Here is a 13,722-nt window from a genome sequence, read left to right as displayed (position 1 = left end):
GGCTCGTCGAGGGCGGCCCCGGGGCCTCAGGTGTTGGAGGTGCCCCAGTCGTCCTCGGCACCGTTGCGGGTGCGGTCCCGCAGTGAACGCATCCGCTCGGCGACCGGGGCGGGCACCTTGGCGCCGACCTTTTCGCTCATCGCGTGGTACGCCTTTCCGGCCATCTGCCGCCCGTTCTGCGCGGCGGACTCGGCGGTGTTGCGCACGGCCGGGTTCCGGGCGAACCGGCGTGCGGACTCCTTCATCTGTTCGTAGCGCTCGCGCCCGGCCCGTGTCCCGATCACGTATCCGAGGGCCAGTCCGGCGATGAACGTGAGCCGGTACCGCATGGCTGCCACCCTTCCTTGCTCAGTGCGACGCTCGTGCGACGTGTGCTGTCCGACGTGTGTTGCCCGACTGCCGGAGGGCGCCGGAGATCACCCCGGGGATACCGATTGGCAAAGCACCCCCCTGCTTGCGCTAATGTATGTGTCGCAGCGAACGCGCGCCGCCCGGCATCCGCCAGGCAGGTAGGGTTCGGTGCACACGCAGCAATCCCCTGTAGCTCAATTGGCAGAGCAGCCGGCTGTTAACCGGCAGGTTACTGGTTCGAGTCCAGTCGGGGGAGCGCGATCCCCTGTAGCTCAATTGGCAGAGCATTCGGCTGTTAACCGGAGGGTTACTGGTTCGAGTCCAGTCGGGGGAGCGGAGCGGAACGGAAGAGGACCCCGAGGGGTCCTCTTTCGCATGCCGGTCGCCGTCCGACGCCGTGATGCGTGGGGGGTGCATGCGGCTCTTTCGGGGTCTGTTCCGTCCCTTCCGGAACCGGGCAGCCGTCGGCGCGGTCCTCATGGTCAGGCGAAGCCGACCATCCGGAGCGAGAGATCGTATGACCGGCTATGCTGCGGCAGACGGCGCGCACACTTGTACGCGCCACGCCGAAAAGGGGCGGTAGCTCAGCCGGTTAGAGCAGCGGACTCATAATCCGTCGGCCGTGGGTTCGAGTCCCACCCGCCCCACCTGGTATCCCCAGGCAGAATCGTTCTGACCTGGGGAAATGGTTCCGCGAGCGGATTCGTGCAGCGGCAATCGCTGCATGAGCGCTGCCCCGAACCGCCGTGAGCCCCTCCGCATGGCTTGCGTCCGCATGGCCTGTATCCGCATGGCCTGTATCCGCATGGCTTGCATCAGGGCCGATGAGCACCTTGATGGCACCCGCTCCTGCACGGTGATGTGGCGGGTCGGCGGCTCTCGAACGGGGAAGACGCAGAGGGAGACCTTCGACGGCGAGGAGGCGGCGAAACGCTCCGTGATCTCACCAAGGGGCACGGTGAGCCGCCCCAAGCTCGGCAGAGATCTCAGGTTGTGGTTGCGACCCGGGGTTTCGTGAGTTCGGCGTAGTAGGCGGCTTCGTACGCGACCGAGGGGCGTGGCCCATCCCACCGTGGAGTCTGTGGTGGTTGTACCGGTCGACGTATTCAGCGGTGGCGAGTTCGGCGTCGGACAGCGTCTTCCAGGCCCGCCGGGGTTTGATCAGCTCGGTCCTGAACAGACCGATCGTGCTCTCCACCAGGGCATTGTCGGAGGCGTCTTCGACTGATCCGATCGGGGCAGCGATGCCGGCGACGTCCAGGTGCTGCGACGACCGACTGGGTCCGGGGGACGACCCCGCGTCCAAGTGAGGGACCAACTCGCCTGACCGAACGGGGGTGTTGGTCGCGGTCATGCTGCCAGACCGCCATCTCCACAGCGTCCAGGACGAGGACCGTCGCCTTCACCCCGGCCGCGGACCAGCCGACGATCCGGCGGGAGAAGGTGTCCACGACGAAGGCGATGCGGACGACACCGGCCCAGGTCTTCACGTGGGTGAAGGCCTGGGCCCGGCAGCGGTCCGGAGCCTTGGCGACGAAGTCGCGCTCCCAGCGGTCGGGAGCCGTTCGACCTGTCCGCCGGGGAGCATGGTGATCACCTTCTTGCCGCGGACGGCGACGGTGATACCGAGTTCGCGCATGAGGCGCTCGACGGTGCAGCGGGCCACGGCATGTCCCTGACGGTTCAGCTCGCGCCAGATCTTCCGGGCCCCGTGGACGCGGCAGCCGGACGTGTGGACCTCTTGGATCCGCCCACGTAGTACGGCTCTCGTGGAGCCGCTGCCCGGCGTGTTCTCTCGGTGGCCTGACCACAGTCCGGCTGGGCGACGTGCTGCGAAGTGAACTTCGTGAACGCCTGCGACGCGCGGTCCGAGAAGAGCCGCCTCGCACCGTACGGTCCGATCCCGTATCCGGTGCAGTGTCCGTGCAGGTGGAGCTCGGCAACAGCCTGTACACCAGCGTCATGAGCGGGCGTCTCCTCCGGCGGCACGAGCGCATGCAGCTCCTCCGCCCACTCCCACCCCGGGCCGCGGAACACCGTTCGGGCCTCCTCCCGCTCCCAGCCGCTTCGCACGACCAGGCCGTAATGCGGCGCGACGGCGAAGATCACGTCGAAGCGAGACGCCGTCATGACGCCCCCAAGGAGCGCTCCGCAGCCTCGAAGCTCCCAGCGCCGGCGGTGTCCCGTCCCGGTCATGCGGCGATCCGGAAGCGGGCGGCTCAGGGAAGGGCCCGAAGAGGGCAAGGGGATTCGTCATGCGGTGGTTGCTCCAGCTCGACTGGTCCACGCGGCTGCGGGGCGTTGGCCTGGGTCGTTTTCGCTGTGGCTCGTCGAACCTGCTCGGCTTCGTGTCGTCCCCGCGCCTGCGGGGTTTGTCGGCGGCGGTTGAATCCTGGCTCTGACTCACTTCCCGTGCAGAGTCACGGAGCATGACCAGAACCGCGATCCCCGTCGCCTGGAGAGATTTGCTTAGAGTGGTGTGATGGCTCTGTTCGTTCCAGGAGGGATGAGGGATGGTGTCGGGGCTGATGCGGAGGCTTGCTGAGGCTGGCGTGGGTCGGAAGCAACTGAATGAGAATGGCTACTTGGCTCGGTAAAACCCCAGTTCAAGAAGTGTTGTCCCCGCGCCTGCGGGGATGGTCCCTGGCTGGACTCCTGCGCGGGCAAACGCGCCGGGTTGTCCCCGCGCCTGCGGGGATGGTCCGGATCTCAACCGGCGCCGCGGGGTACGCGCGATGTTGTCCCCGCGCCTGCGGGGATGGTCCGCAGGTAAGGCGCTCGCTCCCGTCTTCCAGGAAGTTGTCCCCGCGCCTGCGGGGATGGTCCGTGGGCCCAGAACGACTGCCGCCTCCGCCGAGGGTTGTCCCCGCGCCTGCGGGGATGGTCCGGCCGCCGGAGTTTCCCGCGCCACCCTCGCCCGGTTGTCCCCGCGCCTGCGGGGATGGTCCGGACGTCGCGGAGCGGTCCGGCGTCGACAAGGGGTTGTCCCCGCGCCTGCGGGGATGGTCCGGTCCCTCGGGAAGCCGTGCCACCGCAGTGTTGGTTGTCCCCGCGCCTGCGGGGATGGTCCGGCATATCTTGCGGCGATCGAGACGGCCGTGGTGTTGTCCCCGCGCCTGCGGGGATGGTCCGGCGGGTACGTGATGGCCGCCTCCTCCCTGTTCGTTGTCCCCGCGCCTGCGGGGATGGTCCGGTGACCATCCAGGCCGAGCCGCCCGACATGATGTTGTCCCCGCGCCTGCGGGGATGGTCCGGTGTGCGGTTGAGGCAATGAGTTCGGGCAGCTGTTGTCCCCGCGCCTGCGGGGATGGTCCCTGACCCCACGGATGGGATCATCAGCTACGTGCGTTGTCCCCGCGCCTGCGGGGATGGTCCCACCGCAACGGCTGGACGTCCTTGCCCTCCCACGTTGTCCCCGCGCCTGCGGGGATGGTCCGGTGTACAGGCTCCACGGCGCGCCCCCGCCGCCGTTGTCCCCGCGCCTGCGGGGATGGTCCCTTTCCGCGGCTCCGGGCGACCAGACCGGCCAGGTTGTCCCCGCGCCTGCGGGGATGGTCCGCGGCCAACGAGTGGACCTACGGCGGAATCCACGTTGTCCCCGCGCCTGCGGGGATGGTCCGGGCGTACTCGGCGACCGCAGGCCTGGAGGAGAGTTGTCCCCGCGCCTGCGGGGATGGTCCTCCGTGATCGCCACTTGACGGGGCGTAGCCTCGGTTGTCCCCGCGCCTGCGGGGATGGTCCGGTCAGATCCGGGGCGGCCACGACGGGCAGTGCGTTGTCCCCGCGCCTGCGGGGATGGTCCGATCGAACAGACCGGACCCGTCCCAACCGTCGAGTTGTCCCCGCGCCTGCGGGGATGGTCCGCCGGTCCGCTTCCTTGCCCGCGTCCACGATCAGTTGTCCCCGCGCCTGCGGGGATGGTCCGAGGTCGGCCTCGCCATACTCGCTGAGGCGGACGTTGTCCCCGCGCCTGCGGGGATGGTCCGGGCGGCGTCTTCCACGGCGACGTGCACATCGAGTTGTCCCCGCGCCTGCGGGGATGGTCCGCCGCGTCAGGGACATCGTCCTCCTCGCGGGTGGTTGTCCCCGCGCCTGCGGGGATGGTCCGTCAGAGTCTGCGGCGCCGCGGCTCACAGTTCCGTTGTCCCCGCGCCTGCGGGGATGGTCCGATGGGCGAGGCCCTGAACCGGCCGATGCCGGGGTTGTCCCCGCGCCTGCGGGGATGGTCCGGGGACGCGGGGATGACGCCCTGTTCGGTTTTCGTTGTCCCCGCGCCTGCGGGGATGGTCCGTCCTACATGGGGGAGGGCGCGGCCCGGCGGCCGTTGTCCCCGCGCCTGCGGGGATGGTCCGCCCGGCTCCGGGAGAAGCCGCGGCTCACCGACGTTGTCCCCGCGCCTGCGGGGATGGTCCGCAGCCGTGAACAACCTCCCCGAGCCGGTCCGGGTTGTCCCCGCGCCTGCGGGGATGGTCCTGCGGAGGCGCGGGCACACGGGCGCACGGACACGTTGTCCCCGCGCCTGCGGGGATGGTCCGGAGAGTGAACTCTTCCACCTCGACCTGCCCCAGTTGTCCCCGCGCCTGCGGGGATGGTCCGGACCGGTGGCCGGCCGCGCAGCTGGACACGATGTTGTCCCCGCGCCTGCGGGGATGGTCCGTGGAGGGCTGTACTCCTCTCGTGTCGCTGGTGGTTGTCCCCGCGCCTGCGGGGATGGTCCGCGCTGGGCGCGTTGCCGAACACCTCGAACCAGGTTGTCCCCGCGCCTGCGGGGATGGTCCGCCAGGCCAGATATTCCTGTCGGACGTACGGCCGTTGTCCCCGCGCCTGCGGGGATGGTCCGCCGATCCTGGCGGTCATCATCTCCGTCGGCTTGTTGTCCCCGCGCCTGCGGGGATGGTCCGTCGACTGAGGTGTCGCCATCGTCTTCCTCGCCGTTGTCCCCGCGCCTGCGGGGATGGTCCGTCAGTGGGCTTCATATCGGGCAGGTGCAGGAAGTTGTCCCCGCGCCTGCGGGGATGGTCCGTCAGTGGGCTTCATATCGGGCAGGTGCAGGAAGTTGTCCCCGCGCCTGCGGGGATGGTCCTTGGTTCAGGCTGCCGCCCAGTTCCTGGTGGCGGTTGTCCCCGCGCCTGCGGGGATGGTCCGTGGAGCCGAACCGCGTCACCGCCGCCCTGCAGGTTGTCCCCGCGCCTGCGGGGATGGTCCCTAGGGCGAGCGTGTGGGGCCAGTTGCTCATCCGTTGTCCCCGCGCCTGCGGGGATGGTCCGGGGGTGCCGTCGCCGGAGGACGTGGTCGAGGAGTTGTCCCCGCGCCTGCGGGGATGGTCCTTATCCTGTGCGTTCCTTTGCGCCACCCGTCCGGTTGTCCCCGCGCCTGCGGGGATGGTCCCCCGAGGATCAGCGCGGGGAACGCGGCGATGATGTTGTCCCCGCGCCTGCGGGGATGGTCCGAGCGGTGGCCGTTCGGTGACGAACCCGGCCAGGTTGTCCCCGCGCCTGCGGGGATGGTCCGTCCCCGCACCCGTCGGGGATATCTCGCCTGGCGTTGTCCCCGCGCCTGCGGGGATGGTCCGTACCAGAACGACGGCAACCCCAAAACCTCCGGGTTGTCCCCGCGCCTGCGGGGATGGTCCGCCGGGTTTGTCTTCGAACCGGTGAAGCGGCTGGTTGTCCCCGCGCCTGCGGGGATGGTCCGAGGGTCGAGAAGCAGTACCCCAAGGAGAGGGCGTTGTCCCCGCGCCTGCGGGGATGGTCCGCATCGCGCCGCTGGCTGCTGGCCACGCTCGGCGTTGTCCCCGCGCCCGCGGGGATGGTCCGATGACCTTCTGGCTGCGCAGGCGTTGTGGTTCGTTGTCCCCGCGCCTGCGGGGATGGTCCGCCCGGCTACTGCTACGTCGTCTCCGGCGGCATGTTGTCCCCGCGCCTGCGGGGATGGTCCTCGCGCACTACACCGATGACGGCGAGTACATCCGTTGTCCCCGCGCCTGCGGGGATGGTCCGGCCGACTGGCCTGCACGCCAACGTTCCCGAGAGTTGTCCCCGCGCCTGCGGGGATGGTCCGCGTCCCGTCCCGCGGAACGCCACCACCGCTGGGTTGTCCCCGCGCCTGCGGGGATGGTCCGATCTGCGGGGCGACTCGCCGGATTGTTTTTGCGTTGTCCCCGCGCCTGCGGGGATGGTCCGGCGTGCAGGCGGCTGGCGATCTCTTCCTCGACGTTGTCCCCGCGCCTGCGGGGATGGTCCCGGCCTGCGGGTGCAGTCCATGTCGGTGTCGAAGTTGTCCCCGCGCCTGCGGGGATGGTCCCCATTGACCTTCCGTCAGTGATCCCGGAGGAGGGTTGTCCCCGCGCCTGCGGGGATGGTCCGGTGAGCACACGGCGGATGCCGTACTGCTCGCGGTTGTCCCCGCGCCTGCGGGGATGGTCCGACCTGGGCCATCGCCCCCTCCGACAGCTACGGGTTGTCCCTGCGCCTGCGGGGATGGTCCGAGGTGGGTGACGGCTATCTGGGCCTCTTCCGGGTTGTCCCCGCGCCTGCGGGGATGGTCCTGCCTCCTCGATACTCGGGACCGGGGACCGAAGGTTGTCCCCGCGCCTGCGGGGATGGTCCGAGGTTCTGCAGGCCGTTGGCGGCTGCGGCCATGTTGTCCCCGCGCCTGCGGGGATGGTCCGTGAGCCCGGCTCGGCATCCAGGACATCGTCGTGTTGTCCCCGCGCCTGCGGGGATGGTCCCTCGACCAGGGCGCATACGTAGGTCTCTGTCATGTTGTCCCCGCGCCTGCGGGGATGGTCCGACTGCCCCTGATCGGCCAGCGGATGTCGCACGGTTGTCCCCGCGCCTGCGGGGATGGTCCCGGGTGGCACCCGCACCTGCACGTCGCCGTGCTGTTGTCCCCGCGCCTGCGGGGATGGTCCCCGGGGCGACCAACCAGGAGGAACCCATGCACGGTTGTCCCCGCGCCTGCGGGGATGGTCCGCGAGGCAGCATCTCGGCGACGCTGACCAGAAAGTTGTCCCCGCGCCTGCGGGGATGGTCCGCCGGGCCAGGAGGGGCGCTACGGCTACATGCCGTTGTCCCCGCGCCTGCGGGGATGGTCCGGAGTGTCAGGAGTCACAGCGAGAGAAAAGGCGGTTGTCCCCGCGCCTGCGGGGATGGTCCGCCAGTCCCGGACCGGCCGACGGCGGCCCACGTGTTGTCCCCGCGCCTGCGGGGATGGTCCGACCTGCGGGCCCATGGTGGCCGCCGGGTTTCCGTTGTCCCCGCGCCTGCGGGGATGGTCCGCAGGCCGTGGACCTCCTGCGCCTCCGTGGCCAGTTGTCCCCGCGCCTGCGGGGATGGTCCGCGCACCGGCGGGAGCGGCCTGTTCGGAGGATCGTTGTCCCCGCGCCTGCGGGGATGGTCCGTCGGCCGCACACGGCGCCGCAGTAGCCGAGCAGTTGTCCCCGCGCCTGCGGGGATGGTCCGCGCGGATGGGATGCCGTCCACGGTACGGGCCGGTTGTCCCCGCGCCTGCGGGGATGGTCCGGCGGGCGAGCCGCTACGTGACTTCTGAGCTTCGTTGTCCCCGCGCCTGCGGGGATGGTCCGAGCCATGTCGGCGCCCCGTCATTGCGATGTACGTTGTCCCCGCGCCTGCGGGGATGGTCCCGGAGACTTCTCGGTGAACCCCTGCTCGTCCAGGTTGTCCCCGCGCCTGCGGGGATGGTCCGCGCGGTGGAGAGTGGGCGCGAGATGCAGGCGGGTTGTCCCCGCGCCTGCGGGGATGGTCCGACCAGGGCTAGGGCCCGGACCAGGGCGGAGGAGTTGTCCCCGCGCCTGCGGGGATGGTCCGCATCTGGACGTACTTGTGTACGCGGGCCTGTGGTTGTCCCCGCGCCTGCGGGGATGGTCCGACGTACGCACCGACCTCAAGGACGACTTCCGGGTTGTCCCCGCGCCTGCGGGGATGGTCCGCACGATCCGGGCGATGTGGCGGGCAGCCCGCTGTTGTCCCCGCGCCTGCGGGGATGGTCCTGGATCACACGGCCTGCGGAGATGCCGGAGGCCGTTGTCCCCGCGCCTGCGGGGATGGTCCGTACCACTGCGACGACTGCGACGCCACGATGACCGCGCCCACGTTGTCCCCGCGCCTGCGGGGATGGTCCGCCCGGGACACCCTCGATCACGTGCTGCGCACCGTTGTCCCCGCGCCTGCGGGGATGGTCCGCCCGCAGCAGTCCGACGGGGCGAACCCGATTCGTTGTCCCCGCGCCTGCGGGGATGGTCCGAATCCCCCCGGAAACACTGACCCACGTCATAGTTGTCCCCGCGCCTGCGGGGATGGTCCGGCAGACAGCGGAAGTCGCCTCCGATAGGGGGGTTGTCCCCGCGCCTGCGGGGATGGTCCCCCGAAATCCGCAGGTGGCAGGGCCGCCGCACCGTTGTCCCCGCGCCTGCGGGGATGGTCCGTCCACCCGCGCCCGGCGCCTGGCCGCCGCGTCGTTGTCCCCGCGCCCGCGGGGATGGTCCTGCAGGGGCCCACGAGCTGTGGGGCGGCTCGCCGTTGTCCCCGCGCCCGCGGGGATGGTCCGGCCGACCAGGACCCCGCCGAATGGCTCCCCCCGTTGTCCCCGCGCCCGCGGGGATGGTCCGGCCGACCAGGACCCCGCCGAATGGCTCCCCCCGTTGTCCCCGCGCCCGCGGGGATGGTCCGGTCACGCCCTTTTCGATCTGCATCAGGGTCTGGTTGTCCCCGCGCCCGCGGGGATGGTCCGACACCCAGGTCGGGATCCTCCGTGAGCCGGAAGTTGTCCCCGCGCCCGCGGGGATGGTCCTCGTCAGCGAGGACGGCTCAGAGGTCTGGGAGGGTTGTCCCCGCGCCCGCGGGGATGGTCCGTCCGCATCGTCCTCCGCTGGTACGAGATTGACGGTTGTCCCCGCGCCCGCGGGGATGGTCCGTCGTGGAGAGCGCACACCGGCTCTTCGCCCCCGTTGTCCCCGCGCCCGCGGGGATGGTCCGCGCGAGCGTGCCCGCCTGTTCCGCAAGGGGCTGTTGTCCCCGCGCCCGCGGGGATGGTCCTCGACCTGCGTGCCGGTCTCGCGGTGCACCACCGTTGTCCCCGCGCCCGCGGGGATGGTCCGGCACTGGCCCTGATCGACGACCATGCCCGCCAGTTGTCCCCGCGTCCGCGGGGATGGTCCGCGGCAGTCGGCCGACGACGACGTCGAGGTCGAGTTGTCCCCGCGCCCGCGGGGATGGTCCGAAGAGCGGCAGTGAGGGCGGCTCGGCAGCAGCGTTGTCCCCGCGCCCGCGGGGATGGTCCGGACCACCGCGATGATCGACGCCGTACTCCCCGGTTGTCCCCGCGCCCGCGGGGATGGTCCTCTCGATCTTGATACAGGCCGGACGTCAAAGCGGTTGTCCCCGCGCCCGCGGGGATGGTCCGGTGTCGGGCAGGATGCCGGTCAGGGGTCCGGCGTTGTCCCCGCGCCCGCGGGGATGGTCCGCCCCACCGGCGGTGGGCGACGATGGCGTTCTCGTTGTCCCCGCGCCCGCGGGGATGGTCCGAGTGGTCTCGATCTGCTCGTGATCGGCGAGCTGTTGTCCCCGTGCCCGCGGGGATGGTCCGTCGAAAAGCGTGCCGCCCACGCGGAGGTGGACGTTGTCCCCGCGCCCGCAGGGATGGTCCGAGGTTCCCGTCCGTGGAGCCTGACTTCTCGATGTTGTCCCCGCGCCCGCGGGGATGGTCCGACCGTCAAGGACCAGCGCGGCCGGCCGGTGGTGTTGTCCCCGCGCCCGCGGGACGGTCCGACCTTCACCACCTGGGCGGGCGGCGCGGAGGTGTTGTCCCCGCGCCCGCGGGGATGGTCCTGCGCAGCCGGGCGGGAACCCGCGCATCAGTGTGTCGTCCCCGTGCCTGCGGGGATGGTCCCATGCACCTCGACCCGTTCTCACCGGCCAACCGGCTTGCCTCCGCGCCTGCGGGGATGGTCCGCCGTAGTACAGGCCCAGGCCCAACAGCTTCGCGTTGCCCCGCGCCCGCGGGGATGGTCCTCAGGCAGGCATGGCCTGAGCGTACTGCCGCACGTTGTCCCCGCGCCTGCGGGGACAACGTGCGGCAGTGAAGGTGGGTGTTGTCATCGCTTTCGGAGCTGATTCGGGCACCTGTAGTGGACGGTTCGGTGATGCGAAGAAGCGCTGTCGTGTGCTGGGCGTCATGTTGCCGATGCAACTGTCTGCCTCTGCGGCCTTGGAAAGCATGGGCGCGGGATCTTACTTCTTTATGCTCAAGAGTTTGGAACTTTTCTGCGACTTGGGTGGGTTGTCAGTGCTCGCCTCTACGCTCTGGTGCTCAGTCCTGAGAACAGTACGTGGAGGCACGGTGTGGACCTGCAGAGGCTGAACGGGCTCTACGAGCCGGTTGTGGTGCGGGCGTTGGAGACGCTTTGGGGGAAGTCGCGGGAGCGAGCCGGGGGAAGCACGAACCTCCTGATGGCGCACCTGCTGGATACAGCGGCAGTGGCGGAGCTGCTGTGGGACGACTTCCTCGCGCCTTCGACACGGTCGGCCTTGGACGAGGTTGCGGGTGGACCAGGGAGCGGGCGGCGGCTGTTTGTCTGGATCTGCGGGGTTCACGATTGCGGGAAGGCGACGCCGGCGCATCAGCGTTTGTGGCCGGAAGGCGCTGAGGCCGTGGAACGGGCAGGACTGACGTGGGTGGAGAGGAGTGCTGCCGCAGGGGCGAAGCAGCAGCGGCGCTGGCGCCACGACTGGGCCGGTGGGCTGATGGCGCGCGAGCTTCTGACCGATGTCGGTTGGGGCGTCGATCAGGTGGATTGGGTCTGGCCCTTGATGGCGGGGCACCATGGCGCTTTTCCTTCACTTCGGGATGTTCGGGAGCCGTCCTCCGCGAAGGGGCAGCTGCGCGGAAGAGGAGTTTGGCGTCGAGTTCAGCAGGTTCTACTCGATGTGTTCACGCGGGAGGTCGGGTTTGCGGGGCTTCGTGAGGTGGAGCCGGTGATGGTTCCGTCCCGGGCTCTCCAGTTGCAGCTCAGTGGCCTGGTGGTCATGGCGGACTGGATCGCAAGCGACGAGCGCTTCTTCGTGGGCATGGATGACCCGGTGTTGGTGAGCATGAGCGCTTCCCGCGAGCGGGCCGTCTCGGCGTGGAAGGCGCTGGGTTTGCAGGGTGGGTGGGGTGTTCTGGAAATGCCGGGGCCCGACGCGTTCCGGAACCGATTCGGATACGGACCTCGCCCCTCGCAGATGATGGTGGTCGAGACGGCACACCGGATGAGCGGCCCGGGACTTGTGGTGGTCGAAGCGCCCATGGGGGAGGGCAAGACAGAGGCGGCTCAGGCGGCGGCTGAAGTTCTCGCGGCGAGGTTCGGTGAGGATGGCGTCTTCGTAGGAATGCCGACTCAGGCGACCAGCGACCCCATGTTCACCCGCACACGTCGGTGGGTCGAGGCAGTGGACGAGCAGCTTGCCTCCAGGGTGGTGCTGCTGCATGGTAAGCGAGCGTTCAACTGGGAGTGGAAGGCTCTGCTGGAGGACGCGGGCGCGTATGCGGACGAGGCGTTCTGTGGGGTGGATGAGTTCGGGCTGGATGACGACCCGTACAGCTCGGAATCCATCACCCGGGAGATGCCGGAGCGGCAGGCGCCTGCCGAGTGGTTTCTGGGGGCGAAGCGTGGGTTGCTCGCTCCGTTCGTGGTCGGGACGATCGATCAGCTTCTGTACGCGGCTACCCGCACACGGCATGTGATGCTGCGCATGGCCGGCTTGGCCGGCAAGGTCGTGATTCTCGACGAAGTGCACGCGTGCGACGTCTACATGAGTCAGTTCTTGCGTGAGGCGTTGCGCTGGTTGGGGCAGGCTCGGGTTCCGGTGATTGTCCTTTCGGCGACGCTTGCCCCCGTGCAACGCCAAGGATTGGTCGACGCGTACTTGGCCGGCGCGGCATCCCGGGAGGAACTAAGGGCGCAGGTTCCGAAACCGTCCGGTTATCCGAGCATTACAGCGGCGTGGCTTCCGGCCTCGGGGGAGGCGCAATTCCATGTGGAGGCCACGGACAGCTGGCGTGAGGACCTTCATGTCGCGGTTCAGGTAGTACCCGAGGCAGTCCCTGGCCCGGGGTCCTCCCGTGCGGAGCGGGAGCGATTACAGGGGGAGGCGGATGCACGAGTAGGCGATCTGCTGGCGAGCGAGCTCATCGATGGGGGAACCGCGCTCGTCATCCGCAATTCCGTCGCGCGCGCCCAGAGCCTCTATGAGAAGCTGTGTGAGCGGTTCGATCACGACGAAGTGCGTCTTCTCCATTCGCGATTCACGGTTGCCAGGCGTGCCGATCTCACGGAGGAATGCCTGCGGTTGCTGGGCCCGAAAACTTCGCGGTCCAGGGGCGGCCGGTTGATTCTGGTGGCAACGCAGCTTGCCGAGCAGTCCTTTGATGTTGATGCCGACATGCTGGTCACGGACCTGGCTCCCGTTGACCTGTTGCTCCAACGGGTGGGTCGGCTGCATCGCCACGAGGGCACGTGGCGTCCGGAAGGACTGCGGACACCCAAGGTGTTCGTCACCGGGTTCGAGCCACGTGAATGCCGTGAGCCGGCATTCGTGTATGCCAGCGAGAAGATCTACGGGAGCCATCTGTTGCTGCGAACTGCTGCGGTACTGGCCGACGCAGGCGAAACGTGGTCGGTGCCGGGAGCAGTGCCCCGGTTGGTGGAGCAGGTGTACGGAGCGGATCCAGCCCTGCTTCCTGCGGTGTGGCGGGAGGCAGGTGAGGCTGCCCGGCGGGAGCAGGAAGAGCGGGACCGAAGCCGGGCCGAGGATGCGCGGCGGTTCCTGCTGACTCCGTACGGTGAGCACGAGAAGCGGACGCTGGCGGGTCTGCACCACGGCGGGTCCACGGCGGGCAGTGACGAGAGCTCCTTGCAGGCGGCGGTCCGTGACGGCGATGAATCCGTCGAGGTCGTCCTGGTGGTCCGGGAAGAGGGCGAGGAGGTCTTCCGGACGTTGGCAGGGCGTGCCTTGAGCGTCAACGGTGATGTTGCGCCGGAGGTACTGGACGAGGTGCTTGGCTCAGTGGTGCGACTGCCGTCGACGTTCACTCAAGCGGCCTCCGTTCTGTCCCCATTGCCCGGCTGGCACGGGCACCCGTGGCTGCGGCGGAGTCGTGCTCTGGTCCTGGACGCTTCACGTATGGCCCAACTTGGAGACATCACGGTTTCGTACGACGACAAGTTCGGGCTTCGGCAGGTTTGAGAGGATTCATATCCGCTTGCCTCGTGCGGAGTTGAGACCTTGGTGCGGACGAGCCGCCGGGCTCCTGCCCGGCGGCTCGGTACCCCGCGTGGCGCGGGGTCGAAGCGATTCCCGGCTCGTTGTG

4 protein-coding genes, 3 tRNA genes and 1 CRISPR repeat array are annotated in these 13,722 nt (G+C 69.5%); of the genes, 4 read left to right on the top strand and 3 right to left on the bottom strand.

The genetic code is table 11. The annotated features are described in order from the left end of the window. Positions 1 to 26 precede the first annotated feature (26 nt). Positions 27 to 329, bottom strand: a complete 303-nt coding sequence (locus tag OCT49_RS09620) for a YtxH domain-containing protein (protein WP_283851467.1) — start codon at positions 327 to 329, stop codon at positions 27 to 29. 205 nt (positions 330 to 534) lie between these two features. Here OCT49_RS09620 and OCT49_RS09615 point away from each other — a divergent pair. From OCT49_RS09615 to OCT49_RS09605, 3 genes are all read left to right on the top strand, one after another. Beyond that, positions 535 to 607: transfer RNA gene (locus tag OCT49_RS09615), tRNA-Asn, on the top strand. A 5-nt stretch (positions 608 to 612) separates the two neighbouring features. Next, positions 613 to 685, top strand: a tRNA-Asn gene (locus OCT49_RS09610). A gap of 239 nt (positions 686 to 924) precedes the next feature. After that, positions 925 to 998, top strand: a tRNA-Ile gene (locus tag OCT49_RS09605). 296 nt (positions 999 to 1,294) lie between these two features. Here OCT49_RS09605 and OCT49_RS40065 read toward each other — a convergent pair. Then, positions 1,295 to 1,705, bottom strand: a complete 411-nt coding sequence (locus OCT49_RS40065; RefSeq protein WP_502963353.1) for an integrase core domain-containing protein — start codon at positions 1,703 to 1,705, stop codon at positions 1,295 to 1,297. A 132-nt stretch (positions 1,706 to 1,837) separates the two neighbouring features. Beyond that, positions 1,838 to 2,050, bottom strand: coding sequence for an IS3 family transposase (locus OCT49_RS40060; RefSeq protein ID WP_502963456.1), 213 nt, complete (start codon positions 2,048 to 2,050; stop codon positions 1,838 to 1,840). Positions 2,051 to 2,966: 916 nt separating this feature from the next. Continuing rightward, a CRISPR array of direct repeats spans positions 2,967 to 10,079; the repeat unit is 29 nt; unit sequence GTTGTCCCCGCGCCTGCGGGGATGGTCCG. 633 nt (positions 10,080 to 10,712) lie between these two features. On the opposite strand from OCT49_RS40060, the gene cas3 reads away from it, so the two are divergent. Next, on the top strand, positions 10,713 to 13,598 hold the full coding sequence (gene cas3 / locus OCT49_RS09600) for a CRISPR-associated helicase Cas3' (protein ID WP_283851466.1): 2,886 nt from the start codon (positions 10,713 to 10,715) through the stop codon (positions 13,596 to 13,598). The last annotated feature ends 124 nt before the right edge of the window (positions 13,599 to 13,722 follow it).

The organism is Streptomyces sp. ML-6, assembly GCF_030116705.1.
Taxonomy (GTDB): domain Bacteria; phylum Actinomycetota; class Actinomycetes; order Streptomycetales; family Streptomycetaceae; genus Streptomyces.
The sequence above is the reverse complement of the archived record's forward strand: the minus strand, read 5'-3'. Positions and strand labels throughout refer to the sequence as shown.

Excerpts from the sequence above, each read along its gene's own strand:
- OCT49_RS09620 (WP_283851467.1), bottom strand. The coding sequence starts at position 329 with ATGCGGTACCGGCTCACGTTCATCGCCGGACTGGCCCTCGGATACGTG.
- OCT49_RS40065 (WP_502963353.1), bottom strand. The coding sequence starts at position 1,705 with ATGACCGCGACCAACACCCCCGTTCGGTCAGGCGAGTTGGTCCCTCAC.